This window comes from Aeromonas sp. QDB25 (genome assembly GCF_027707725.1).
Classification (GTDB): domain Bacteria; phylum Pseudomonadota; class Gammaproteobacteria; order Enterobacterales; family Aeromonadaceae; genus Aeromonas; species Aeromonas caviae.
In genome coordinates this window covers 1-26048 of record NZ_JAPCIZ010000017.1, presented here as the reverse complement: position 1 = coordinate 26048, position 26048 = coordinate 1, and the positions used below count along the sequence as shown (strand labels likewise).

Annotated in this window: 24 protein-coding genes and 2 pseudogenes; 17 read left to right on the top strand and 9 right to left on the bottom strand. The window is 63.6% G+C overall.

Translation table 11 applies throughout. The features are described 5' to 3' along the window. Positions 1-69: 69 nt before the first annotated feature. Complete coding sequence (locus PG883_RS08175) at positions 70-684, top strand: trimeric intracellular cation channel family protein (RefSeq protein WP_010673446.1); 615 nt, start codon at positions 70-72, stop codon at positions 682-684. Between the two features lie 94 nt (positions 685-778). Here the strand turns inward: PG883_RS08175 and PG883_RS08170 are convergent, their stop codons facing one another. The 4 genes from PG883_RS08170 to PG883_RS08155 all read right to left on the bottom strand — a co-directional run bounded on the left by PG883_RS08170 (position 779) and on the right by PG883_RS08155 (position 4167). Then, entirely contained in the window at positions 779-1030 is a 252-nt protein-coding gene (locus PG883_RS08170) for a hypothetical protein (protein WP_010673445.1), read from the bottom strand. 102 nt (positions 1031-1132) lie between these two features. Continuing rightward, complete coding sequence (locus PG883_RS08165; RefSeq protein WP_039039271.1) at positions 1133-1678, bottom strand: DUF882 domain-containing protein; 546 nt, start codon at positions 1676-1678, stop codon at positions 1133-1135. 148 nt (positions 1679-1826) lie between these two features. After that, positions 1827-3308, bottom strand: coding sequence for a L,D-transpeptidase family protein (locus PG883_RS08160; protein WP_029313953.1), 1482 nt, complete (start codon positions 3306-3308; stop codon positions 1827-1829). Positions 3309-3399: 91 nt separating this feature from the next. After that, positions 3400-4167, bottom strand: coding sequence for a substrate-binding periplasmic protein (locus PG883_RS08155; RefSeq protein WP_010673442.1), 768 nt, complete (start codon positions 4165-4167; stop codon positions 3400-3402). A gap of 309 nt (positions 4168-4476) precedes the next feature. Between PG883_RS08155 and PG883_RS08150 the strand changes: the two genes are divergently transcribed. From PG883_RS08150 to PG883_RS08130, 5 genes are all read left to right on the top strand, one after another. Continuing rightward, on the top strand, positions 4477-5022 hold the full coding sequence (locus PG883_RS08150; RefSeq protein WP_010673441.1) for a hypothetical protein: 546 nt from the start codon (positions 4477-4479) through the stop codon (positions 5020-5022). Between the two features lie 57 nt (positions 5023-5079). Then, positions 5080-6138: a glycosyltransferase family 2 protein gene (locus tag PG883_RS08145; RefSeq protein WP_010673440.1), complete on the top strand. Its 1059-nt coding sequence runs from the start codon at positions 5080-5082 to the stop codon at positions 6136-6138. Next, positions 6135-6506, top strand: a complete 372-nt coding sequence (locus PG883_RS08140; RefSeq protein WP_010673439.1) for a GtrA family protein — start codon at positions 6135-6137, stop codon at positions 6504-6506. Before PG883_RS08145 ends, PG883_RS08140 begins: the two co-directional genes overlap by 4 nt. Continuing rightward, positions 6506-7672 (top strand): membrane protein, encoded by a 1167-nt coding sequence (locus tag PG883_RS08135; RefSeq protein WP_029313951.1) that lies wholly within the window; start codon positions 6506-6508, stop codon positions 7670-7672. Before PG883_RS08140 ends, PG883_RS08135 begins: the two co-directional genes overlap by 1 nt. A gap of 206 nt (positions 7673-7878) precedes the next feature. Continuing rightward, a complete protein-coding gene (locus tag PG883_RS08130; RefSeq protein ID WP_010673437.1) occupies positions 7879-10002 on the top strand; it encodes an alpha-amylase in 2124 nt (707 codons plus the stop codon). 63 nt (positions 10003-10065) lie between these two features. Here the strand turns inward: PG883_RS08130 and PG883_RS08125 are convergent, their stop codons facing one another. Continuing rightward, positions 10066-10692 carry a glutathione S-transferase gene (locus tag PG883_RS08125; RefSeq protein WP_010673436.1) on the bottom strand — a complete coding sequence of 209 codons (627 nt, stop codon included), beginning with the start codon at positions 10690-10692 and terminating at the stop codon, positions 10066-10068. A gap of 158 nt (positions 10693-10850) precedes the next feature. Between PG883_RS08125 and PG883_RS08120 the strand changes: the two genes are divergently transcribed. From PG883_RS08120 to PG883_RS08105, 6 genes and pseudogenes are all read left to right on the top strand, one after another. Then, a complete protein-coding gene (locus tag PG883_RS08120) occupies positions 10851-11495 on the top strand; it encodes a response regulator transcription factor (protein ID WP_010673435.1) in 645 nt (214 codons plus the stop codon). Positions 11496-11502: 7 nt separating this feature from the next. Beyond that, positions 11503-11606: pseudogene (locus PG883_RS23860) on the top strand (DNA-binding response regulator); the annotation flags it as partial. A gap of 7 nt (positions 11607-11613) precedes the next feature. Beyond that, positions 11614-11717: pseudogene (locus PG883_RS23855) on the top strand (LuxR C-terminal-related transcriptional regulator); the annotation flags it as partial. A gap of 159 nt (positions 11718-11876) precedes the next feature. Further along, complete coding sequence (locus tag PG883_RS08115; RefSeq protein ID WP_010673434.1) at positions 11877-12458, top strand: TetR/AcrR family transcriptional regulator; 582 nt, start codon at positions 11877-11879, stop codon at positions 12456-12458. Positions 12459-12530: 72 nt separating this feature from the next. Then, positions 12531-13388, top strand: coding sequence for an alpha/beta hydrolase (locus PG883_RS08110; protein WP_010673433.1), 858 nt, complete (start codon positions 12531-12533; stop codon positions 13386-13388). Positions 13389-13505: 117 nt separating this feature from the next. After that, positions 13506-14666, top strand: coding sequence for a patatin-like phospholipase family protein (locus PG883_RS08105; protein ID WP_010673432.1), 1161 nt, complete (start codon positions 13506-13508; stop codon positions 14664-14666). Positions 14667-14693: 27 nt separating this feature from the next. On the opposite strand, the gene PG883_RS08100 is transcribed toward PG883_RS08105, so the two are convergent. Beyond that, complete coding sequence (locus tag PG883_RS08100; RefSeq protein WP_010673431.1) at positions 14694-16646, bottom strand: monovalent cation:proton antiporter family protein; 1953 nt, start codon at positions 16644-16646, stop codon at positions 14694-14696. 193 nt (positions 16647-16839) lie between these two features. On the opposite strand from PG883_RS08100, the gene PG883_RS08095 reads away from it, so the two are divergent. Beyond that, complete coding sequence (locus tag PG883_RS08095; protein WP_039039444.1) at positions 16840-17766, top strand: GGDEF domain-containing protein; 927 nt, start codon at positions 16840-16842, stop codon at positions 17764-17766. A gap of 42 nt (positions 17767-17808) precedes the next feature. Here the strand turns inward: PG883_RS08095 and tilS are convergent, their stop codons facing one another. After that, positions 17809-19143: a tRNA lysidine(34) synthetase TilS gene (gene tilS / locus PG883_RS08090; protein WP_010673429.1), complete on the bottom strand. Its 1335-nt coding sequence runs from the start codon at positions 19141-19143 to the stop codon at positions 17809-17811. Between the two features lie 129 nt (positions 19144-19272). Here tilS and PG883_RS08085 point away from each other — a divergent pair, with 129 nt between their 5' ends. From PG883_RS08085 to PG883_RS08070, 4 genes are all read left to right on the top strand, one after another. Continuing rightward, positions 19273-21303 carry a M13 family metallopeptidase gene (locus PG883_RS08085; protein WP_010673428.1) on the top strand — a complete coding sequence of 677 codons (2031 nt, stop codon included), beginning with the start codon at positions 19273-19275 and terminating at the stop codon, positions 21301-21303. Positions 21304-21415: 112 nt separating this feature from the next. Continuing rightward, positions 21416-21853: a PliI family lysozyme inhibitor of I-type lysozyme gene (locus PG883_RS08080; RefSeq protein ID WP_010673427.1), complete on the top strand. Its 438-nt coding sequence runs from the start codon at positions 21416-21418 to the stop codon at positions 21851-21853. Positions 21854-22204: 351 nt separating this feature from the next. Next, the gene (locus PG883_RS08075; protein WP_010673426.1) at positions 22205-23932 is read left to right on the top strand and encodes an ABC-F family ATP-binding cassette domain-containing protein; all 1728 of its coding nucleotides are present in this window, start codon (positions 22205-22207) and stop codon (positions 23930-23932) included. Between the two features lie 72 nt (positions 23933-24004). After that, positions 24005-24541, top strand: coding sequence for a GNAT family N-acetyltransferase (locus PG883_RS08070; RefSeq protein WP_010673425.1), 537 nt, complete (start codon positions 24005-24007; stop codon positions 24539-24541). 43 nt (positions 24542-24584) lie between these two features. On the opposite strand, the gene yjeH is transcribed toward PG883_RS08070, so the two are convergent. Together yjeH and PG883_RS08060 are read right to left on the bottom strand one after the other, a co-directional pair. Next, positions 24585-25865, bottom strand: a complete 1281-nt coding sequence (yjeH, locus tag PG883_RS08065; protein ID WP_029313946.1) for an L-methionine/branched-chain amino acid transporter — start codon at positions 25863-25865, stop codon at positions 24585-24587. Positions 25866-25951: 86 nt separating this feature from the next. Next, the coding region (locus PG883_RS08060; protein ID WP_160171047.1) for a transposase at positions 25952-26048 on the bottom strand (97 nt) is incomplete at its 5' end.

The window sequence follows — 26048 nt, the reverse complement described above, 5'->3', positions numbered from 1 at the left end:
CCAAGATAGCTTGTCGCCCCAGCGCAGGGTTGTTAGGATGCGGACCTTTCTCGCACCCTGGGATATCTCATGTTACATGCACTCTTCTTGCTCGGCCTGGTGGCCGAAGGGATGACTGGCGCGCTGGCTGCGGGTCGGCGACGGATGGATCTGTTTGGCGTCGTGATCATCGCCTCGGCGACGGCCATCGGTGGCGGTACCATTCGGGATGTGCTGCTGGGCCACTATCCCCTGCTCTGGGTCGAGCACCCCGAATACGTGCTGCTGGTGGCGGGCGCCGCCATGGCCGGGGTCATCTCGGCCCCGCTGATGCGCTACCTTGGCAAGCTGTTCCTGGCGCTCGATGCCCTGGGGCTCGTGGTCTTCTCCATCTTCGGGGCTGCCCGGGCGCTCGAGATGGGCCACGGGGCCGGCATCGCCTGCATCATGGCCGTGGTGACCGGCGTGTTCGGGGGGGTGCTGCGGGACTTGCTGTGCCAGCGCATCCCGCTGGTGTTCAAGCGCGAGCTCTATGCCGCCGTCTCGCTGATCACCGCCGCGCTCTACTGCTTTGCGCTGCACCATGGGCTGCCCAACGACTGGGCCGCTTTCGGTGCCATCGGCATCGGCTTCGTGCTGCGGCTCCTGGCGGTACGCTTCAAGTGGGGACTGCCCACCTTCAACTATCAGTACGCCACCCATTGATCGCGCCAGTTCCTGGCCATATCGCACGGATAACGAGCAACAAAAAAGCGCCATACGGCGCTTTTTTGTTGGGCATCGGCAAGAGAGGAAAGGGTCAGTTGATCCCTTCCGAGCTGAAGAAGGTCGCCTTGTCGGCGATGAAACGCACCTTGATGTTCTTGCCTTCCCCTCCCCAGACACAGCTCGTGGTGCCGAGAGCATCGTCGCAACGCTCGGCCTTGCCGAGGATGGCACTCGCTTCGGCATAGCTCATCCCGACTTTCAGCTTGTCGTAGCTCTCGCGGTTGAGCTTGCCGCAACCAGTCAACAACAGGGCGATGAGCCCCCCGATCACAATCTGCTTCATCTTTCTCTCCTCTGGCTGGAGTCCAGAGCCTAGCAGCTTGGTCCCCCTCAATGCCAGCGGCAAAAAGACACAATCGGCACTCAACTTTGAGACGATCCCGACTCACCAGCTGCGAACGGGGCCTGTGTCCAGGTGCACGAAGTTGTCGGAAGGGTAATAACCCACACCGCCCACCTTGAGGTTCAGGGCGGCCTTGCGCAGGTGCGCCAGCTGCACGCCGGGGATGCGCACGTCAACCGCCTGCCCCAGGGTGTGGTAGCTGTGCTTGGCGACGCCGCGACTCTTGCGCCGCTTCTGCTGATTGGTGGCCGGAGAGCGATAACCCGAGATGAGCTGGATTTCGCCGTGGCGTCCCAGCTTGTGTTGCAGCAGAAAGAGCTGATCGAACAGCTTTCTGTCGATGTTGAACACTTCGTTGCGACGGTAGTCACGGAAAATATGGTTGAGCTCCGCCAGCCCGTCGCTCAGATAGTGGCCATCTTCCCAATAACTGGCGCGTACCCGCTCGCCGGTATTGAGGTTGAAGAAACTCAGTTCCCGTCCCGAAGTGCTGCGGCTCGCCAGCGCAGGGAACGACAGCAGGCTGGTCCCCATCAGGCAACCCGCCCCCAGCAGCAGACGGCGTCGGCTTATCTCTTGTCCCAGCATCCGTTGTCCGTCCATCTCATGGTGAAGTCACACAGGTGAATGAATTTGATACAAGGGCCGAAACTACCTGCCAGAAAAAGCGCTGTCAAACCCCATTCACCCATGAAAAAGCCCGGCACGGGCCGGGCTTTTCACTCTGTGGCGAGGATCACAGCAAGCGGCTTTGATAGCTGACTCTGTCGAATCCGTAGATATCGTTGCGCAGTTGCTGACGTCCCTCTTCATCAATCCAGCTGCTCCAGTAGACGGTAAACACCGGGATAGGGTTGCTCAGGGGCAGCCACTTGGTCTGGGTCTCTTTCAGGATACTGGCCACCTTGTCCGGCTGATAGCGGGAGTCCGCCAGCAGCAGCTCTGCCAGATCGTCGGCGTGTTCCACCCGGATGCAACCCGAGCTGAAGGCACGGGCCCCCTGCTCGAACAGCGCCTTGCGCGGGGTGGAATGGAGATAGATGGCATCGTTGTTGGGCAGATAGAACTTGTAGCGACCCAGGGCATTGTGATCCCCCGGCTTTTGCCGCAACCGGTAAGGGAAACCGGAGGCCAGCGCATGGTGCCAGCCATCTTCGCTGAACTGCACCGGATTGCCCTCGCCGTCGATCACCTCGAACTGTTCGCGATCCAGGTAGGCAGGATCGCGCCCGAGCTTGGGCAGAATGTCCTTGCTCAGGATGGAGCGCGGCACGTGCCAGGCCGGGTTCAGCACGATGGAGCGGATCTCGCTGGCGAGGATGGGGGTGGCCCGCTGCTCCTTGCCGACGATGACCCGACTGGTGAAGACCTCGCTGCCAGACTCCACCACGCTCAGGCGGTAGTCCGGAATGTTGACCAACACATAGCGACCGGCAAGGTGATCCACCAGATCACGGCGCCACAGGTTGCGTACCAGCAGGCTGGCGCGCACCTCGGGGCCGGTATTGAGCCAGCTGCGGGTCTGACGGCCGATGATGCCGTCGGCCGTCAGGCCGTGGCGGCGCTGGAACTGCTTGATGGCCTGTTCGGTCTCGGGATCGTAGAGGCTGTCCTGGTGAGTTGGGGCACTGTCCCCCAGTTCGTTCAGGATGGAGCGGATCTGGCCGAGCTCGGTCGAGCTCTCCCCGGCCCGCAGGGTCGACATGGAGAGGGTGGGCCAGTGCTTGGCCATGGGCATGGCCAGCAGCTTGCGCACTTCTTCGCGCACGGCGTCGTATTCCGCCACCTGTGGCCTGAGTTGCCTGACCTGCTCCAGCAGATTGTCTCCCTGGGGGGCATGGGCCAGGGGGCGGTTCAGATCCAGCTTGAGGGTCTGCATCTGTTCGCGCGCGACCAGATCCATCCCTCGCCAGGCCTGCTGGAACCGGGCCAGCTTGCCAAAGGCCTCATCGTAGAGGGCACCGCGTCGATCCGCCGGGGTCTTTTGCAACTGCTGCCAGAGGCGGTAGAAATCCGGATGCAACTGGGCCAGCACCGCTTCCTGCAACTGCTGTTCAAGCTCATGACGAGCCTGCTCGGCCACCTCGTTCTGATACCAGTCATGCTGAATGCTGGGACTGGCCACTACCGTCTGTTCCGTGCTGGCATGAACCATACTGGCCGGCCAGCAGCCCAGCCAGATGAGATTCGCCAATGCCAACCAATACTTCTTACCCATGCTTCTTACCACGCTTGCCTCAAATCGGTTCATTTCGGCCTGTCAGGCGCGACGGTCAGGTCCCCATGATGCGTGAATGCTGGCGACTTTGCTAGCGGACGGAGGTGTAACGACGCCAGATGAGTTCCTGCTCCCCGCTGTCACCGACGGCCACTATCGCCTCGTTGAACCGCTCCACGAATTCCCCGGACAGGGTCTTCTTGCTCAACATGAAAAAGGTGGGCGTCTCATGGATCGCCATGGTGTGGGGGACGACCGCATCCGACAGCCCCTCTCTCTTCAGACCCCAGGGCGTGGCCAGACTATCCCCGAGAAAACCGTCTATCCGCCCAAGCAGCAGCTTGCGATAGTTTTGCACATCGTTGACCTCGCTCACCTGGTTGCGGTATCGCTGCAGAACCTTGGTGATTTCCGGGCCGTAATAGTAGTCCCTGGTCACACCGAGGCGATGCCCGTGGGCCAGCCAGCTCGCCAGATCCGACTCCTCACCGGTACCGGATTTGCGTACCCAGAGCGATGTCCGGCCCGGGTTGTAGGGGATGGAGAACCAGGCATAACGCGCCCTCTCATCGGCAAAATACGCCTCCATCACGATGTCCAGCCGACCCCGCTCAAGATCGTGCAACCCCCGCTTCCAGGGACGCTCCACATAGACCAGACGACACCCCAGCCGATTCGACACGGCATTGAGGTAGTCGACCGCAAATCCACGCAGTTCCCGACGTGCGCCCTCTTGCTGGTAATAGTGGTATGGGGGCCAGTCATCGAAACCGACGCGAAGGGGGGAGGAGCAGAACGATTGCGCCCACAACGGTTGGAGGGGCAGACAGCAGAGCACACACAGAGAGAAGAGTCTCATGGGTCATCCTTGACGACGGGACAGGCCATCTTAATTCTGCCCGGGTGAAATGGCGACAGATCCTGCCACAACAAAGCACAATATCAGCCGTTTGCCTGATGCGCCCCAGGTGGCGGCAGACAGGTTGGCGCCGAAAAAGCCACAATCAAGAAGAGGAAGCAAACGACCCCAAAGCCCCTTTGTAAGCAGGGTGATTGAGGGTTAATATGTGAGCAAATATATTTTTGTGATCCACTATGCTTTTTTTGCAATTGGATTAGCATATGCGCGAAATCTGCCTATCAATCTGTCGGGCGTCGAGTGAGTAATATGACCTACAAAAAGTTCGGTTTTCTGGCTGCCATCCTGGCACTGAGCGGTTTCTACCTTTATACCCTCTATCTGGCCGCTCACCCCAACGTGAGCCTGGCTTACAAGCTCTATTACCTGGAAGGCAAGACCCGTTTCTGGGAGCACAACTCCAGCATGACCTACCAGCCCGGCAACGAACTCAACCTGACCAAGCCGAGCCGCTTCCTCTCAAGCGAAGGCTGGGCCAAGAAGCCCAGCGAGCAAGGCACCGAGCTGAGCGGTCAGGGCGGTCTCTATTTCGTGCTGCCCAAGCAGCAAGCCCAGCCGGAGCAGCTCACCATCCAGGCCAGGATCAACAGCCCCCAGGCTGGTGCCCTGCTCAAGGTGGCGCTGGGTCATGATTTCACCACCACGGTCAAGCTGGCCAAGGCGGGCATCAACGAGATCCGCCTCAGCCTGCCGGGCGACTCCCTGACCGCCGATCCCAAGCGTCCCAACTTCCTGGCGCTCTCCGCCCCGACACCGCTCAACGTCCAGTCCGTGCGACTGACCGTGGCTCAGTGAAGCGGAATGCCCCAAGCATCTGTTCCGTAAAATAATTCTTTCAATAAGGAAGTTCCCATGTCCCGTGCCGATTTTCGACTCTCTCTGGTCGTTCCCGTTTACAACGAGGAAGAGAGCATAGACGCCTTCATCAGCGCGATAGATACCGAACTGGCCCCGCTCAAAGACCAGCTTGAAATCGTGTTCGTCAACGATGGCAGCCGTGACCGCACCCGTGAGGTGGTCGAGCAGGCCATCGCCCGGGATCCCCGTGTGACCCTGGTCAACCTGGCCCGCAACTTCGGCAAGGAAGCGGCCATGACCGCCGGCCTGCACCAGGCCAAGGGCGACGCCATCGTCCCCATGGACGTGGACCTGCAGGATCCCCCCTCTCTCATTCTGGAGTTCGTCAAGCTGTGGCAGACCGGCGACTATGACACCGTCTACGGCATCCGGGTGGATCGCAGCGCCGATACCCCGATGAAACGCCTGACCGCCGGTGGCTTCTACCGCTTCTTCAACGCCCTCTCCACCAGCACCAAGCTGCCGGAGAACGCCGGTGACTTCCGCCTCATCGATCGCAAGGTGGTCGAGGCCATCAAGCAGTTGCCGGAGCGCAACCGCTTCATGAAGGGGCTGTTCGCCTGGGCCGGTTTTCGCGCCGTCGGCGTCCCCTACGAGCGCCCGGCCCGCCATGCCGGCGAAACCAAGTTCAACTACTGGAAGCTGTGGAACTTCGCCCTTGACGGCCTGATGAGCTTCTCCAGCTGGCCGCTGCGGGTGTGGAGCTACATCGGGGTCGGTGTCTCCTTCATCGCCTTCCTCTATATCCTCAAGATCATCACCCAGGTGCTCTTCTTCGGCATCGACGTGCCCGGTTACGCCTCCCTGATGTCGGTTATGCTGTTCCTCGGCGGCATCCAGCTGCTGTCGCTGGGCATCATCGGCGAGTACATCGGCCGCATGTTCGTCGAGGTGAAACAGCGCCCCGTCTACCTCATCGAAGGGGTCTACGGCCAGTACGCCAAGCAGGATGAAGAGCAGAAGCAGGAAGTGCCCACCACCAGCAAGAAGAGCGCTGGCAAGAAGGCCGCCGCGAAAGCCGCTGATGATCAGCAGGAGCAGGCGTCTCAATGATCTCCCGCGAGGAATTCTGGCGGCTGGTTCGCTTCGGTTTTGTCGGCGGGGGGGCCACCCTCGTCGATCTGGGTACCTCCATCGCCCTGTTTCATACCTGGCCGGCCATCTCCGAGCACCTGGTCACGACCCTGGCCTTTGCCGTGGCGTTCTGGTTCTCGTTCTTCGGCCATCGCTACATCACCTTTCAGAAACAAGGTGCCGCCAGCAAGTTCCTGCTGGTTGCCCTCTTCTCTCTGGCGGTGCGTAACCTCATCCTGAGCGGTTTGCTGTTTGCCGGTCTCTCCGGCCTGTTGCCGGTGGTGATCGCCACCCTGACCGTCACCGTGCTCACCTACGTTCTCTCCCGTATCTGGGTTTTTGCCTGATGAATGATATGACCAATACCGCCCCGTCAACCGGGGCTGCACTCCCCTATCGCCCGTCACTGCGCATCAGCGGCCGCGACTGGCTGATGATTGTCGCCGCCTTTGTGCTGAGCCGGGTGGCGCTCTATGGCATGGGCTATTTCGGCGTCCAGCTCTATGGCGCCACCGACATCGGGCCGCTGCAGGCCTACTGCCAGTTCGACTGCGTCTGGTTCCAGCGCATCATCGAGAATGGTTACGACCTCTATCCACGCTGGTTGAGCAAGGGCAATGCGGCGAACTGGGCCTTCATGCCACTCTATCCCATGCTGGCCGGCGGTCTCTCCAGCCTGTTTGACATGGAGAGCCTCATCGGCCTGATGCTGGTAGCCAACATCGCCTTCTTCATCAGCCTGCCCCTGATGCTGCTGGTGCTGCGCCAGCTCAAGCTGGGGGACGACACCGCCCGCTTCGGGGTCTGGCTGCTGGCCTTCTCCCCCTTCTCCGCCTATTTCGTCTCCGGCTATACCGAGCCCATGTTCATGGCCTTGATGCTGGGAATGTTCCTGTTCGCCTACCGCGAACAGTGGCTCATGGTCGCCTTCCTCGGCATCTTCATCTCCGCCACCCGCAACCTGGGGGTGATGATGGTGTTCCCGGTGCTGATCCTGGCCCTGCAGGCCTACGGCTGGCGCGAGTTCTTCCGCTTCACCGAGCGCGCCTTCAAGGTGGTGTTCACCCTCTGGCTCATTCCCCTCGGCCTCTTCTCCTACATGGTCTATCTCTATCACCTCACCGGGGATGCCCTGGCCTTCAAGCACATACAGGTGGCCTGGGGCCGCTATATGGACAGCCCCCTGGACTGGTGGCTGAGCGGCTTCGAGCTGGGGGGGCGCAAGGCCTATCTCTCCATCATGGTGATCTTCGGCTGGTGCCTGAATGGCTACCTGTTCAGCCAGAAACGCTGGGCCGAAGCGACCCTGATGTTCATCTGCTGCACCATCCCCCTGATGACCGGTCTCAACGCCATGCCCCGCTACATGTTCGGCCTCTATCCGACTCTGCTGGCCATCGTGCTGCTGGCCCATCGCTGGCCTGCCATCCGCCCTGCGGTGCTCTGCATCAGCGGCATGGTTGCCTCCTTCATCGCGGTGGCCTTCGTCAACTTCAAGTTCTTCACCGTGTGACGCCACCCCGAATGCCTACAAGCCGGTCAACTGACCGGCTTTTTCATGGCCGCGACACCCGGTTCACACTTTTCCATTCTTGAAAACGTAACCATTTGAACTGACGTCACAAATCGGTATTTTACCGGTCCAAGCCTGCCCCAGCGCGCCCTAGAATGAGTGCCTCAACGGACCCTGCTCCTCACACTCTGCTCAAGGAATGGCTTATGCGTCTCTCTTCGCGCCCCGCTCTTCGCCCATCACCCCTGTGGCTGGCCGTGCTCGCCACACCGCTGTTCATCGGTCAGGCGATGGCCGCCCCCGAGGTCTATCTCCATGTGGATGGCAAACCGGTGGCCGAGGCGCTGACGCTGGACAAGGGCACCGTCACCCTGACCCACAGACTGGACAAGGGGAGCCACCAGATCCGCATCAGCGATGCGGGCAACAGCTGCGGCACCAGCTTCGGGCCAACCGAGGCCAAGCCCCTTCCCTTCGGCACCGCCCAGCCCATGGACAAGTGCAACAAGGGGACAGACTTCCATCTGAGGGTGATGCTGGCGGGGGACTACGAGTTCACCTTCAACCCCGATACCCCCAGCCTCAAGGTGTTGCGGGCAACCAAAAAGAGCGAGTTCAAACGCCAGCCTCCGGAAGAGCCCTGCATCAGCTGGGATGGCGGCCCGGTCACGACATCACTCAAGGGAGTCTGGCCCGACGGCACCCGGTTGCGGGATGCCTACTCGGGACAGGAAGCCGTGGTCAAGGGCGGCAAGATCACCCTGACACCGAGCAAGGAGAGCGGCGGCCTGCTGCTGCTCGAGCCGGTCAAGGCCGCCAAGCCTGCTCCCTTTAGCTGGGATCAGGCGAGCGTCTATTTTCTGCTGACCGACCGCTTCCACAACGGCGATCCCGCCAATGATCACAGCTTCGGTCGTCAGAAGGATGGTCAGGACGAAGTGGCCACCTGGCATGGCGGTGACTTCAAGGGGCTGACCGAGAAGCTCGACTACATCAAGCAACTCGGCATCAACGCCATCTGGATCACCCCCATGGTGGAACAGGTCCACGGCTTCATCGGCGGTGGCGAACAGGGGAACTTCCCCTTCTACGCCTACCACGGCTACTGGGCGCTCGACTTCACCAAGATAGATCCCAACTACGGCGACGAAGAGAGCCTGAAAACCCTGGTGGACGAGGCCCACAAGCGCGGCATGCGGATCATCCTCGACGTGGTGATGAACCACGCAGGCTACGCCACCCTCGCCGACTTGCAGGATCTGGGGCTCACCGATCTCACCCAGAACACCGGCAAACTGCCGAGTCGCTGGAACGAATGGCGCCCGAGCGGCGGCCTCAACTGGCATGGCTACAACCAGTTCATCGACTACCAGTCATCCCACTGGGACAAGTGGTGGGGCCCTGACTGGGTGCGGGCCGGCCTGCCCGGCTACCCGCAACCCGGCACCGACGACGTCACCGGCTCGGTGGCGGGACTGCCGGACTTCCTGACCGAATCCACCAGATCGGTGGGGCTGCCACCGCTGCTCGCTGCCAAAAAAGACACCAGGGCCAAGGCCCTGCCCAACGCCACCGTGAGCGATTACCTCATTGCCTGGCACACCGACTGGGTGCGCCGCTTCGGCATCGACGGCTTCCGTGCCGACACCGTCAAGCACCTGGAGCCCGCGGTCTGGGCCAGGCTCAAGCAGGCGGGCACCGACGCGCTCAAGGAGTGGAAGGCCGCCAACCCGGGCAAGGCCCTCGATGACCTTCCCTTCTACATGGTGGGCGAGGTGTGGGATCACGGGGTCGCCAAGGACTTCTGGTACCAGCACGGCTTCGATTCCCTGATCAACTTCGACTACCAGCGTGAATTCGCCCTGCCCCAGGCCCAGTGCATGGCGGGGGCAGAGCCCACCTATGCGAGCTATGCCAGCCGCATCAACCAGGATCCCGAGTTCAACGTGCTGAGCTACATCAGCTCCCACGACACCAAGCTCTTCTTCGGCGACTACCAGGACGTGGCGCTGCAACGGCGGGTGGCCAACAGCTTCATGCTGCTGCCGGGGGGCATCCAGATCTACTATGGCGACGAGTCCGGCCGGGGGCTTGCCAAGGATGGCGGCGTGTTCGATCAGAGCGTGCGCTCGGACATGAACTGGCAGGAGCTGGCGAGTGGCGAGAAGGCGGAGCTGGTCAAGCACTGGCAACGGCTCGGCCAGTTCCGTGCCGCCCACCCTGCCATCGCGGCGGGCAGCCACAAGAAGATTTCCGATGCCCCCTACGGCTTCGTGCGGGAGAAAGGAGAAGACAAAGTGGTCGTGGTCTTCGCAGGTCGGCAGAAATAGCGACCTGGCCTGAATAAAAAGGGGAGCCGATGGCTCCCCTTTTTTGTCTTGCCGACGCCCGCATCAATCAGACTGGCGGGCCGCCTTTGGCCACTGCAACCTCGCCCTGAGCAGGGTTTCCTGCCACAGGGGCCAGGCCAGCAAGGCCTGCTGATAGGCGCCAGCCTGACCGGGCAGCGAAATGCCATAGCTTGCCAGTCGATAGGCCATCACCGCATAGAAGGCATCCAGAATGCTCGCCTCGTCGAAATAGAAGGGCCCCCGCGCCTGGGACCAGAGGGTCTGCAACCGGGCCAGCTCGTCAATGACCTCCACCGGCGGTTCACTCTGGGTGGGCGCCCCCAGGAAGAAGGGCAGCAGGGTGCGGATCTGGCGAAAACCGGCGTGCAGCTCGGCGCACAGGCTGCGGGCCAGGGCCCGTTCGGCCTTGTCCACCGGATAAAGGTGACGCTCCGGGCAGCACTCGTGGAGATATTCGGCGATGGCCAGAGAGTCGTGAATACGCAGCTCACCGTCGTCGAGCCAGGGCACCAGGCCGGCGGGGGCCGTGCGCTTGAGCCGTTGCAGCTCCTTGGCATCTTCCAGATCGAAGACCTGCTCCTGCCACTTGAGCCCGCTCATGGCCAGCACCAGCGCCGTTCTCATTGCCCAGGTGGAGCCCGTGCCCACCGTCAAAACCAGGGATCCCATCGATTGCCTCCTGCATGGGTTGTTTACTGGCCATCCCGCCGGCCCCGTGGCACGACATCCGATGACCACCTCACATTTGCGTACTGGCGGGTTTGACCCACTTGGGTAGCAGTGCTAGTTTGATTTTTCAAAACAATCAGTTAGCAACAATGTGAGCTATGGACAGCCAATTTACCATCGTCATCGCAGATGACCACCCCCTGTTTCGGGGCGCCCTCTATCAAGCGGTGCACATGGCCATCGACGACGCCAGATTGCTGGAGGCTGACTCCATCGACAGCCTGAGCCACCTGCTCGATGAACATCCCGACGTCGACCTGCTGCTGCTGGATCTCAAGATGCCGGGGGCCAACGGCTTCGAGGGGTTGGCCTATCTGCGCGGACATCACCCGGATCTCCCCATCGTCGTGGTCTCGGCCTCCGAGGATCCCGCCATCATCCAGCAGGTGCTGCGCCTGGGCGCGCTCGGCTTCATTCCCAAGTCCGTCCCCATGAAAGAGCTGGTCAGCGCCCTCAATACGGTGATCGGGGGGGACAACTGGGTGCCCGAGGGGATCTCCCTCCATCCCGAGCCCAGCGAAGGGCCCGATTTCGCCACCAAGCTGGCCAGCCTCACCCCCCAGCAATACAAGGTGCTCATCATGTTGCGGGATGGCAGCCTCAACAAACAGATCGCATGGGAGCTCAACGTCTCCGAGGCGACCATCAAGGCCCATATCACCGCGATTTTCCGCAAACTAGGGGTCAAGAACCGCACCCAGGCAGTCATCGCCCTCCAGCAGATGGATATCAAGGACAGTTGAGCCCCTTGCCATCATCAGAGCCCATATCACTCCGCCTTCCGCAAACTTGGGGTCAAAAACCCCACCCAGGCGGTCATCGCCCTCCAGCAGATGGATATCAAGGACAGTTGAGCCCCTTGCCACCATCAGAGCCCATATCACTCCGCCTTCCGCAAACTCGGGGTCAAGAACCGCACCCAGGCGGTCATCGCCCTGCAGCAAATGGGCATCAAGGACGACTGAGCTCGTCCCCGGCTGGCTCGTAACAAGCCAGCCACACCCGCCTCCCAGAAGACTCTCTTGCCCCCCGCGGCAGCCGGAAACGGCCTCCCTGCACCATTTGCGGCTCGACAATTAGCACGGTCGTACTTTATGCTGCCAGCCCAGAGAGAGGAGAGCCGGATGAGCAAGGGACGTCTGACCCGCGACACCATTTTGCAGACTGCATTCGAGCAGGCGAGCCAGCAGGGGCTGGAGAGCCTCACCATAGGCTCCCTCGCAACGGCCTGCGAGATGTCAAAAAGCGGTCTGTTCGCCCACTTCCAGTCCCGTGACAACCTGCAGATCGCCGTGCTCACCCATTCCGCCGAGGTATTTCGGGAGCGGGTGATCCAGCCGGTGCGCCAACAGGGGTACGCCACCCAGCAGGAGAAACTGCTCGCCCTGTTGCAGGCCTGGCTGGCCTGGAACCAGAGTTTTGCCGGCCGCTGCATGTTCCTCGATGCCTGGACCTCCGCCCAGGAGGGTGAGGTCCAGCAGGCGGCACGCGAGCTGGTCCGTTTCTGGCTCGACTACTTGGCACGCCAGGTAGTGCAGGGGCAGGCCAGAGGGGAGTGGCGCAGCGATCTCGATCCCTGGCGCGCCGTCTATCGCCTCTATGGCCTCTATCTCGGGGATCAGGTGTTCCATGCCCTGGCGCTCAGCGAGGATCCGGCCCGCCACTTCTGGCCCGAGGTGGAACAATTGCTGACCAGCTGGCGCTGACCCGACGGGCTCTTCCTTTTAAAAACTCGCAAAAAAGCACGACCGTTCGCACACAAAAGACACAGGATGACCATGAGCAGCAAGATCTACTTCAACACACGCCGCTTCAGCCCGAGCAAGTTGCTGCTGGGCCTCGGCACCCGCCTGCATCACGTGTTGGCGCCCACCCACGCCAAGCGCACCGCCAGCAAGCTGCTGCTCACCCCGCAGCGGGCGACCCGGGGCGTCGCAGCCCCGACTGGCCTGGTCGAGCAGGCCATCCACACCAGTGAAGGGACCCTGATGAGCTACCGGCTCGGGCAGGGGCCGGTCTGGCTGCTGATGCACGGCTGGTCAGGCAGTGCCAGCCAGTTCTATCCGCTGATGAGCCACATCGCCGCCCAGGGCTATACGGCGCTCGCCTACGATCACCCCGCCCACGGCCGGAGCGAAGGGAACAGGGGTCACCTGCCCCGCTTCGTGCGCGCTTTCGACGAGATCCTCGAGCGGGTCGGCCCCGTCCAGGGCGTCATCACCCACAGCATGGGGGGTGCTGTCACCCTCAGCAGCCGTCACCCGGCAATCGATGCGCTGCCGCTGCTGCTCATCTCCCCGGTACTCGACTACGTGCCCCAGCTCTACGGCATGGTGGCGCGCTCCGGCTACTCCATCCGGCTGTTCGATGCGGTGGTCAAGGAGATAGAACACGAATACCAGCACCCGCTCAGCACGGTTGACCCCCTTGGCCGGCTCGCCCGGCGCAGCGGCGCCGCCCTCATCGTTCACGATGAGGAAGACCGCTTCGCCCCCCACCGGGACTCCCTGCGCGCGGCCCAGGATGGCCGCACCCGGCTGGTGAGCACCCGGGGGCTCGGCCATGGCCGTATTCTGGCAAGCCCTCCAGCCTTCGCCGCCTTCGATCAACTGAGCCAGACGCCCTTGGCAAACTGAAAATGAAACGGGCCGCAAAAATTGAGCGTGCGGCCCATTTTTATCCGGTATACAACGTCTTATAGTTGAATTGCGCGGTGGCAACCCGCCCTGGCGATCACGATAAGGCACACCCTCATGGCCAGACCCAATACTGCTCTTCTGCTGACTGGTGGTGGTGCCCGCGCCGCCTATCAGGTCGGCGCACTCAAGGCGGTGGCCGAACTCTACCCCCGCAACATCGGCATCCCCTTCCCCATTTTGTGCGGCACCTCGGCGGGGGCTCTCAACATCACGGCGCTGGCGTGCTACGCCTCCTGTTTCCATCTGGGGGTGCGCAAGCTGGAGTGGGTCTGGCGACGATTCGAGACCCACCACATCTTCGACTTCCACCCTTGCCAACTGCTGTGGCGCACCCTCTATCAGGGCTCGGCCGGCCTCATCACCCCCCAGAGCAACCGAGCCTTTCACCTGTTTGACAACGCCCCCCTGCGCCGTCTGCTGGATCAGCTCATCGACTATCACCGCATCGATGACAACATCCTCTACGGCAGCCTGGAGGCCATCGCCATCACGGCCTCCGACTACGATGACGGCCTCTCCACCACCTTCTTCCAGGGGCGGGCCGAACATCAGCCCTGGGAGCGCGCCAGACGACGTGGCCTGCGTACCCTGCTCACCTCGGATCATCTGCTGGCCTCGTCGGCGCTGCCCTTTGTCTTTCCCGCCACCCCCATCGGCGATCGCGTCTACGGGGATGGCTCCATCCATCAGCTGAGCCCGCTCAGCCCCGCCATCCACCTGGGGGCGGAGCGGATCCTGCTGGTGACCCTGGACTCCCCTCACAGGGAGAACCCGACTCCCCGCCAGGGGCACCTGACCAGCTCCAACATCGCGAGCCATCTGCTCAACACCGTCTTCTCCGACACCCTCAATTCGGATCTGGAGCGGCTCGGGCGCATCAACCAGACCCTTTCCCTTATTCCGGCACGGGAGCGCAGTCGACTGAAACTGCGCCAGGTGGAGACCTGCGTGATCCGCCCCAGCCAGGATCTCGACCTCATCGCCCTCGAATACCTCCCACGGTTGCCGACCCAGCTGCGCCGTCTGCTGCGAGTGCTCGGGGTCAACGGCGAAGAGAGCAGCAGCCTGGCCAGCTTCCTGATGTTTGACCCCGGCTATTGCCAGCGGCTCATCAAGCTGGGATACCAGGACGCGCTGGATCACCGCCAGCGCATCGAGGCCTTCCTCGACCTGCCGGGCAGCGGGAGGCAACAGCAGTTTCGCGAAGAGGCCTGAGGGGCCTTATCCCATGGCAAGGAGATCCTAGCGTCCCTCCAGCAGGCGCTGCTCGGCCTGTTCCATGGCCACGGCCGTGCCGAAAAGCACCAGGGTATCTCCCGCCGCCAGCACCAGCTCGCGCCTGGGATCCAGGCTGCGCTCCCCGCGATGAATCGCCTTGATGCGCACCTCTCCCAGGGCGAGATCCCGTACCCTGTGTCCCACCGCCCAGGCCTGGTCGTGCAGCAGCACGGGATGCAGCCGCTCGAGCTGTTGATCCGTCTCCAAATTGCCCGCACTCTTGCCGCCCCAGTAGAAACCGTGCAGAAAGCGATACTGGCTGCTGCGCTCGTGCTCCATGCGCCGGATCACCCGGCCGATGGGAATGTCGCAGTTGAGCAGCAGGTGGGAGACCAGCATCAGGGCTCCCTCCTGGGATTCGGGGATCACCTCGAAGGCGCCGGCCTGCTTGTAGTGTTCAAGGAAACTGTCATCCCGGGTACGCACCAGCACCTTGATCTCCCCCGCCAGCTCCCGGATCAGCGTCAGCATGGCATCGACCCGCTTTTGATCGTCGAAGGTGATGATCACCAGCCGCGCCCGCAACAGACCGGCCGCCAGCAGGATGTCGCGCCGGCTGGCATCGCCGAACGCCACCTGCTCCCCCGCGAGCTTCGCCTCGCTCACACGCTCGGGATCGAGATCCAGGGCCAGGAAGGGGATCTCTTCGAGCTTGAGAAAGCGGGCACAGGTTTGGCCGGTGCGTCCGAACCCGGCGATGATGACGTGCTGGTGTTTGCTCAGGCCCGACTGGGCCACCTCGGCGCGAGAGAGCAGGGCACTGTCGGTGAGGGAGTGGGCAAGCCCCAGCGCCCGCAACACCAGCCAGGGGGTGAGGGCGATGGAGATGACACCGATGCCGATGAGCAGAGAGACCAGCTGGTGATCCAGCAAGCCGTGATGACTCGCCAGCGCCAGCAGCACAAAACCGAACTCCCCGACCTGGCTCAACATGATGCCAGCGGCCATGGCGTCGCGCTTGCGCTCCCCCATCAGACGGCCCGCCAGCAATATGAGCAGCGACTTGCACAGGATGAGCCCCGTCACACAGGCCAGCACCTGCCACCAGGCGTCCGCCACCAGCGCCCAGTCCATGGTCATGCCGATGGTAATGAAGAAGAGCCCCATCAACACGTCGCGAAACGGCTTGATGTCCACTTCGAGCTGATGACGATAGTGGGACTCCCCCAGCATCATGCCCGCCAGGAAGGCACCGAGCGCCATGGAGAGCCCCATCCACTGGGTCAGGGAGGCCGCCAGCAATGCCACCAGCAGGGCACTCAGTACGAAGAGTTCGTCTGAACGTGCGCGCGCCACCTCGAAAAACAGCATGGGCAGCAGCCACTTCCCCACCGCCAGCAGCACGGAGAGCGCAAACAACCCCTTGAGGGAGGCCCAGGCGACCTCCGCCAGCAGGGCGCTACCCTGCACCTCGGGCTGGGCCAGGATGGGGATCATCACCAGCAGGGGCACCACGGCCAGATCCTGGAACAGCAGCACGCTCACCCCGAGCTGGGCTCGCCGGGTATGGAGCTGCTTGAGCTCGCCGAGCTGCTTGATCACCACGGCGGTGGAGGAGAGCGCCAGGGTGCCTGACACCACCAGCGCCTGGGCCAGGCTCAGCCCCCACCACCAGCCGAGCCCGAAAAACAGCAGTGAGGTGAGCAGCACCTGCAGGCTGCCGACCCCCAGCACCAGCTTGCGCATGGCGAGCAGACGCGGCAGGGAGAACTCGAGCCCGAGGGAGAACATCAGGAACACGATGCCAAGCTCCCCTATGGTCTGCATCATGGCCTGACCCGTGACGATGGCCACGCCGTGGGGGCCGAGCAGCATGCCGGCAAACAGATAGGCAAGGATCACCGGCTGGCCGAGGCGCCGGAAAATGGCCACCAGCACAACGGCGAAGATCAGCAGGATCAACACATCGGCGTACACCCATCCCTCTCCTTCATCTGCCCGGCGCCCTCTTCCCTGACACAGCAAGCACAGCGCCCGCTCCCCATATGGCACGCCACTCGCTCAGCGGCAGGAATTTCCCCTCCCGTTTCATCCCGTTAAGCCTAGCCAGCCCCCTTGTTTTTCATCGGACATATTTTAGGCACAGGGCTTGCAGGAGCCTGTGCAATGAATGGAGAGGTGTAAGGGCTGTAACGTGGAAAACACATCGTCATTGAACGGCTTCGGACATGGCATAGAGCAGTGGGTACAGCAGATGGAGCGGCTTGCGCCCTTGACCGGGCAGGACCGCTATCAGCAGATAGAGCAGTTGCTGGGGCAACGGGATCTTGACGCCCTGCTGGCAATCTTTGCCGAGCGGGTGGCAAACATTGTCCGGATCCACTCGCTCCAGTTCGACTGTGGCCAGCCCCATCCCCTCATCTCGCACCCGCCCCAGGCCAGGCTGACCCTGCATGCCTATCGCTTCGAGCTACGGGGACGACACGAGCAGTTGCTCGGCCAGTTGCACTACGAGCTGGAGCACCCTCTGAGCGACGGCCAGAGGCGGTTGCTTGAGCAATATCATCAGCTGTTCAGTCTCCCCCTGCCCCTCTATCTGCGGCTGGATCGGCTGGAACAGCAGGTGCGGCTCGACCACCTGACCGGGCTTGGCAATCGCGCCTACTTCGACGAGGCCATCGGCCGGGCGGTGGAGCAACACAGCCGGGAACCCCACGGCCTGGTGCTGGTGCTGCTGGATCTCGACAGATTCAAGCAGGTCAATGACACCTGGGGCCACCCGGTGGGCGACCTGGTGCTAAGCCGCTTCGCCCAGTTGCTGCAGGGGTGCATTCGCGGGACGGATCAGGCGTTTCGCCTCGGCGGGGACGAGTTTGCCCTGCTGCTGCAACCCGCGGACCCCGAGGCCTGGCGCCCGGTCTGGCTGCGGTTGCAACATGTGCTCCACAGCCACAAGGAGCTCAGCGCCTTCTCGGTGGGGTGCAGCCTGGGAGCCGCCAGCTGGCAGTCGGGCATGGATGTGCAGCGCCTCTACGAGACGGCCGATACTCATCTTTACGCCCGCAAGAAAGCCGGGGGCTCCGGCCTGCCCGAATAGGGCATCACCCTTCCCCTCCCGGCCCCCTGTCACTCTGCGATGTCAATCTGCATCCGGGGTGACGGGGGGCCGCCACTCCCACGCCACCCCCTCTTCTGGCGCCAGAAATCCGTCGCAGACAAAGAGCCCGGCCACCAGTGCCACCTGTTCACCGTAGTAGAGGATGGGAATGCGCCCCCGCTGCCAGGAGGGCACCCCGTACTCTTGCAGCAGCTTCTTGAGCCGCCGGCTGCCCACCCGCCCCACCGGTTTCAGCATGACGCCGGGGGCGACCTGAAAACGCACCGAGAGCGGCTCGTCCCCCCTCGGTGTCCGCAACCCTTCGCCATCCGTTCTCCAGAGCCTGAACTGCCCGAGCCCGTCCGGCAGGGTGAGCGTCTCTTCCATCCGGATGGGCAGCACCTCCTCGCGGGGGGCGAGATCCGGCGCCACCAGGTACAGGCGCCCCTGATAGCGGCGGCACGCCAACCCTTGCAGGCTCAGCCTGGGGTTGGCGTCATCGCGCGCCAGCGCCACCTCCTGCCACAGCAGGCCCAGCAGCTCGCGGGAGGGCATCTCTCCCCCCTGGCGGCGGATCCAGTGGCGCAGCAGGTTGTTGCGCCGCACGGGGGAGAGGGAGAGGAGTCCGTCAATGCGCAGCCCTTCTCCCTCACCCACCGCCTGCCAGTCCGCCTCGGCCAGCTCGCTGATGAGCGCCTCCTGCTCGGCGCACAGGGCCATGGTGCGCGCCGTCGTCCGGGCCATGGCGGGCCAGCGGTCCTTGAGCAGGGGGATGATCTGCTGGCGCAGGAAGTTGCGGTCATAGCTCGGGTCCTCGTTGCTCTCATCCTCAACCCAGCCATAAGGAAGTGACTGCGCGGCTTCCGCCAGCTCGGCCCGGCTCATGTCGAGCAAGGGGCGCAACAGATGGCCTGCGGCAAAAGGCTGGCTCGCCACCATGCCCGCCAGTCCGCGCAGACCGGCACCCCGCTTGAGCGCCAGCAGCAGGGTCTCCAGCTGATCATCCTGATGGTGAGCGGTGAGCAGCCACTCCCCTTCCCCCAGGTGGGCGGCGAGTCGCTCATAACGCGCCGCCCGCGCCTGGGCCTCCAGGCTCTCCCCGTTGCCCCGACAGAGCTGCACCCGCTCCACGATGAGGGGCACCGCCAGTTGCTGGCACACCCCTTCGCAGTGAGTCACCCAGTCGTCGGCATGTGGGCTCAGGCCGTGATGAACGTGCAGGGCGTTCAGGGCGAGGCCGTGGGCGCGGGCAAAACGGGCCGCCAGCACCAGCAAGACGGTGGAGTCGAGCCCGCCGCTGAAAGCCACCAGCAGACCGCAGGAACCTTCCGGCGCGGGCAGGGTCTGACAAAAACGAGAATAAATACGAGAAATCATAGGCTTCCCCAATACGACCAGGCCGATCTTAGCAGAGTCGGGCTTATCAAGCGCTAACCCGGCTGCTAGAGTGAATCGCTCCCTGCGTGGGCAAGGAAGCCATATAACCCGAATTGGAATAAAACCATAATGAACAACAAGAAACACATCCTGGCCACCCTCGTCGGGCTGGCCCTGCTGGCCGGTTGCAGTCAGGCACCGAACCAACCGGACAAACACTCCGGCCTTGCGCTGGCCAACATGGACACCAGCGTCAAGCCTGGTGACGACTTCTTCCGCTACGTGAACGGCCACTGGCTCGCCACGGCCAAGATCCCCGATGACAGGCCCGCCGACGGTGCCTTCTACCTGCTGCGGGACAAATCCCTGGCGGACGTGCGGGTGCTGGTGGAGGGGCTGGATGGCAAGGCCGCCGCCGGCACCCCTGCCCAGCAGATCCACGACCTCTACCAGAGCTATCTGGATCAGGCCGCCCGCAACGCCAAGGGCACCACGCCCCTGCTGCCGATGCTGAGCGAGATAGAGCAGATCAGCACGCCGCAGGATCTCGCCCGCACCTTCGCCCAGAGCGCCCGCACCGGTGGCGGCTCCCCCTTCGGTTTCTGGATAGACGCCGACGCCAAGGCTCCTGACAGCTATGCCGTCTACCTCTACCAGGCCGGCCTCGGCCTGCCGGATCGGGACTACTACCTCAAGCGCGACCCCAACAGCCAGGCACTGCTGCACAAGTACGAGCAGCACATCGCCGCCATGCTGGCCCGCTTCGGTGAGACGGATGCCCAGGCCAAGGCGAAACGCATCCTGGCCCTCGAGACCAGGCTCGCCCAGATCCAGTGGGACAACGTGGCCCTGCGGGACAGAGAGAAGAACTACAACAAGGGACCGGTGAGCGAGCTGGGGCGCCTCGCCCCCGCCATTGACTGGGACGCCTACCTGGCCCAGGCCGGCCTTGCGGGGCAACAGAGCCTGGTCATCGGCCAGCCCACCTACCTCTCGGCCCTGAACGAGGTGATGCAGCAGACCCCGGTCGCTGACTGGCAGGCCTACCTCAAGTGGCAGCTCATCACCGATTACGCCCCCTACCTCGACAGCCAGACCGATGCCCAGAATTTTGCCTTCTTCGGCACCGCTCTTAGCGGCACGCCCAAGCAGCGCGCCCCCTGGGAGCGGGCCCTCGGGGTGCTGGACAACAACCTGGGGGAGGCGGTGGGCAAGCTCTATGTCGAGCGCTACTTCCCGCCAGCGGCCAAGGCCCGTATGGAGCAGCTGGTGGAGAACCTGCGCACCGCCTACGGCCAGAGCATCCAAGAGCTGGACTGGATGTCCCCGGCCACCAAGACCCAGGCTCTCGAGAAGCTCGCCAAGTTCAGACCCAAGATCGGCTACCCGGACAAGTGGAAGGACTACAGCGCCATCACCATTCGCCCCGACGATCTGGTGGGCAACCTGCAGCGGGCCCGCGCCTTCGAATACGCCGACAGCCTGGCGCGCCTCGGCAAGCCGGTCGATCGGGACGAGTGGCACATGTCGCCCCAGACGGTGAACGCCTACTACAACCCGAGCAACAACGAGATCGTCTTCCCGGCCGCCATTTTGCAGCCCCCCTTCTTCGACATGACGGCGGACGATGCGGTCAACTACGGCGCCATCGGCGGGGTGATCGGCCACGAGATGGGCCACGGTTTTGATGATCAGGGGGCCAAATCCGACGGTGACGGCGTGATGCGCGACTGGTGGACGCCGGCGGATCTCAAGGAGTTTCGCTTTCGCACCAGCCGGCTGGTGGCCCAGTACAACCGCTTCGAGCCCATCAAGGGGCAGTACGTCAACGGCCAGTTCACCCTGGGGGAGAACATCGGCGATCTCGGCGGCCTCACCATCGCCCACAAGGCCTACCTGCTCTCCCTGGATGGCAAGGAGGCCCCGGTGCTGGACGGTTTTACCGGCGAGCAGCGCTTCTTCCTCGGCTGGGCCCAAGTGTGGAAGGGCATGTATCGCCCCGAGCTGATGCAGATGCTGCTCGCCTCGGATCCCCACTCGCCGCCGGAATACCGGGTCAACGGCGTGGTACCGAACATCCCCGCCTTCTACGAGGCGTTCAAGATCCAGCCCGGCGACAAGCTCTATCTGGACCCGGCCAAACGGGTCAAGATATGGTGATGACAACCCGGGCAGGGGGCGGCCGACCAGCGGCCCCCTGCCCGCTTCCGACGTGGCAGGGAAGCGTCCCCTGCCCGTCACAGACACACAAGCAGCAACAAGGGTCCTCTTCATGAAAGCCTTATTCCTTACTCTCGGCCTGCTCACCCTGCCCCTCGCCAGCCAGGCGGCGGACGGCTTCTTCAAACAGCTGACACTCCCCTCCGGCCAGGTGGTGACCGTCAGCGAAGGGCGCGGCGAGCCCGCCTCCACCGGCAGCTACGACGTGCGCCTCTACTCCGGTGCCAACCCGCAGTTTCCGCTGGATCAGTTCATCGACGGCAAGGTGCTGCCGCGCGATGGCAGCATCAAGGAGATCAAGTTGCTGGATCTCAACGGCGACAAGCAGCCTGAAGTCATCGTCGTGGTGGAGAGCGCCGGCAGCGGCAGCTACCTGAGCGCCGACGCCCTCACCATCAATCCCCAGGAGGGGCTGGAGAGCTTCAACCACGTGGAGGGACTGGCCCCCAGTGACGATGTGATTGAGGCCCTCAAGACCCCCCGCGACTGACAACCCTCACGCCCCGAATCACGGGGCGTTTTTTACCCCGCGCCTCCCGATGCGGTGCCCACGGCCCCCCACAGGGCGGATGGACGACTGTTTTTTTCTGTGCCTATAATCGCCGCACCCTGCCATAACGAAACACAAGGAGGTAAAAAATGGTTATCCAAGCGTGTCCGATGTTCTCGGCTCGCCTGTTCGGCACATTCAAGTGCTCTTGCCTGCATACCATCGCGCTGCGATAGCGGGTTCGAGCAAAGCCGACTCCCTTCCATACCGAGACCTTTCTCGACTCTGCCGTTGTCGCCAGCGCTCCTGATGACAGGGATTTCCCATCCCGCGATTTAAGAGAGCAAGAGCATGACAACCCTGATGAGTACCCATTCCCTGCAGATGAGTGCGGGGCACCTTCCCTTATTTGATCACCTCGAACTCGGCATTCGCGCAGGCGACCGACTCGGCCTGATTGGCGCCAACGGCTGCGGCAAGAGCACATTGCTCGCGCTGCTGGCGGGCGAGCGCACGCCCCAGGCCGGCCGGATCGTGCAGGCCGCCGCCTGCCGCTGCGAGTTCGTGGCCCAGCAACTGCCAGCCGAGCTTTCCACCCTCAGCACCCGCGCCGTGCTGCTGGATGCCCTGGGCAACGATCCCGCCGCCGAATGGCAGGTGGACAAGCTGCTGGCCGAACTGCAGCTGGAGGCCCAGGCCACGTTGCCGGTCAGTGCACTGAGCGGTGGCCAGCACAGCCGGCTGCAGATAGGCCGCGCCCTGCTGCGCCAACCCAACCTGCTGCTGCTCGATGAGCCCAGCAACCACCTGGACTTGCCCGCCTTGCTCTGGCTCGAGCAGTTTCTGCTGGGCTGGCGCGGCGCCTTCGTGCTGGTCTCCCACGACGGTCGCCTGCTGGACAGCGTCACGGATCAGACCCTGATCCTGCGAGACGGCCAGTTGCACCGCTTCGCCCTGCCCTGCAGCCAGGCCAGGGCGGCGCTGGCTGCCGAGGATGAGCAGGCCCGCCTGCGCCGGGCGGACGAGCAAAAGGAGATAGACCGCCTGAGCGCCAGCAGCAAGCGCCTCGCCATCTGGGGGCGGGAGCATGACAACGAGAAGCTGGTGCGCCAGGCCAAGTCCATGGAAAAACGCATCGCCCGCCTGCAGGAGGAGCAGAGCCAGGTGGCGGCGCTGGCCCCCTGGCGGCTCGAGCTGCGCGGAGTGAGCCTGCCCGCCGACACCCTGCTGCGGCTGGAGGCCCTCGACGTATCGCCGGCACCGGCACTGCCGCCGCTGCTGCGTGCCGAGGGGCTCTGGCTGCGGGCGGGAGACAGGGTCGCCCTGCTCGGTGCCAACGGCACCGGCAAGTCCTCCCTGCTGCGCCAGTGCTGGCGCGAACTGGCCGCGCAGAGCCTGCAGGCGGGCTGGTACTGCCACCCCGGCGCGAGCATCGCCTATTACGATCAGTCCCTGCAGCAGCTGGCTGACGACGCCACCCTGAGCGACGCGCTGTACCCCCTGGCCCCTCTGCCTGAGGTGACGCGGCGACAGGCGCTGATCCGGGCGGGCTTCCCCTATGTCCGCCACGGCCAGCAGGTGCACACCCTGAGCGGGGGCGAGCGGGCACGGTTGCTGTTCCTCGCCCTGTCCCTCGGCAGCCACCACATGATCTGGCTCGACGAACCCACCAATCACCTGGATCTGGCGGGCAAGGAGGAGCTGGCCGACGCCATTGCCGCCTTCCCGGGGGGTGTGCTGCTGGTCTCCCACGACCGGGAGCTGATCGAGCGCAGTTGCAACCGCTTCTGGCTGATAAAGGACGGGCGCATCCAGGAGGCCCACTGTGCCGAACGGGCCTATGCCGAGCTGCTGGGCGATGCCCCCTTGCTGCAGGCGGGCAGCCCGGCTCAATCAGGTGACCCGCAGACTGCGGCCGCCACGGGGGATGACGAAGAGGCGCTGCTGGCGCGCTGGTATGAGCTCGATGCCCTGCTCGCCGCCGATTTGGCCCGCAAGCCCAGGCACCAGACCCCGCGCCTGCAGCAGCAATGGCGTGACGAGCTGGCGCGCCTGGCCGAGCGGCTCGGGTTTGCCTGACGCCAGCCCGGATCATCCATCTCTTGTTACGCAACACACGCGGCCAGCCACGGCTGGCCGCAAGGAGTCATCATGACATCAGCACCACCCCACATCAGGCTGGATCCCGTCACCGACACCGATCTGCCCCATATCTTCCGCGGCCTCTCCGATCCCCGGATCGTCGCCTACTACGGCGTCAGCTACGACAGCCTGGCGGCATGCCGGGCACAGATGAATTGGTATGCCGAGCTGACCCGCACCGGCCGTGGCGCCTGGCATCTCATTCGCGACCGACTCTCGGGCGAGCCGCAGGGGGCCATCGGCTACAACGATGCCGACCCGACTCACCGGTGTGCCGAGCTGGGCTACTGGCTCTATCCCGAACACTGGGGCAAGGGGGTGATGAGCGCGGCGCTGCAACTCTGGCTCCCGCTCACTTACCGCACCACCGACCTGCACCGGCTGCTGGCAGTGGTGGAGGAGCCCAACCGCCCCTCCGCCTGCCTGCTGGAGCGGGCCGGTTTTCACTACGAGGGCACGGCGCGGGAGTGCGAGCGCAAGGGGGATGGCTTCATCTCCCTGCGCCACTACGCCATCTTGCGCAGCGACCTGCCCGCCAGCCTGTGACCCGCAACAACAAGCCCCGCGCTGCGGGGCTTTTTTTCGGGAGTTACTTGATGGCACAGACACCCTCATCGGACGCCGAGCGGCGGCGTCTGCGCCGCCACAGGGAGAAGCCGCCATACCCCAGGCTCAGCACAAGGGCATAGAGCACCTGGGTGGCGAGGGCCAGCAGCACCAGGGTGCAGAGCAGCACGCTGAGGCCCGCCAACCCCTTGCCGGTCCCCGACAGCAAGCGCCAGCCCGCCGCCATGCAGAGCAGATAGACCAGCACGAAGTTGCCGTTGGCGTAGCGGATCAGCGCATCAAGGGGCAGACGCAGCCAGAGGATCAGGGTGATGGAGACGAAACAGATGGCGAGCACCCAGGCAAGGGCATGCAGGGGAGCGCCCCGGGCCGAGAGGCGAGAGAGGGAGACCGGCAGTTTACCCTCCCGCGCCATGCTCCAGATAAGGCGCGCAAAACCTTGCAGGTAGATGTTGATGCTGGCGAAGCAGGAGAGATAGCCCAGCACCGCCACCAGCCACTTGGCGGTGGGGCCGAACAGCAGGGAGAGCAGGGCCGGAATGGCGATGGCATTGGTCGCCTCGTCCCCGTAGAGGTCATATTTGAGCACCACCAGCGAGTGCACCCAGTAGATGAGCCCCGCCAGCAGCACGCCCCCCAACAGGGCAAGGGGGTAGTCCCGCTCTGGCCGCTTGAACTCCTCCCCCATGTGAGCGAAGGCCTCGAGCCCCACGAAGCACCAGAACATCACCGCCAGCGCCGATCCCATGGCGGGCCACTCGCTCGCCGTTGGCAGAGGCTGGGCGGCATCGCGCCAGCTGAGATCCCCCTTGAACCAGATGAGCAGGGTGAGCCCCAGGATAGCCAGGGCAATGAGCAGTTGCAGATTGCCGGAGGAGCGCGCCCCCCGCAGCCCCAGCAGAAAGACCCCGAGCAGGGTGAGCAGCTGGATGCCCCAGAGGGTCCACTCCCCCATGTCGAACAGGGCGTGCCAGAAACCGGCGGCGATGGTGAGGGCGGCAGGCAGGCCCACCGGCAGCACCGCCAGAAACAGGAAAGCAGAGAAGCGCTCGGCGCCGTTGCCAAAGGCGAGGCCAATCAGATGGGGGGCGCCACCCGCGTGGGGATATCGCCGCCCAAGGCGGGCGAAGGTAAAGGCGATGGGCAGCACCAGAGCAATCAGCAGCAACCAGGCCCACAGCGACGCCCCTCCCGCCAGCGAGGCGGCGGTGGCTGGTACCACGAAGATCCCGGTACCGAGCAGGGAGGTGGCGAGCAGCCCCATCCCCTGCCAGAGCCCGAGATCCTTTTTCAACCCAGACATATCCTGTTGTCCCGTCTAGAAAAACATCCCGCCATGTTAGGCCGCCACCACCGCTTTGTTAAGCATTTGTGCCCATAAAAAAAGGTTCATCGCGGCTTTCCGGGGAAGGCCGCCTTGATTTTCAGAAAAAAGTATTCTGAGTCCCTAAATCCATATGCCATGCGCTTTATCACTTTGATCTTG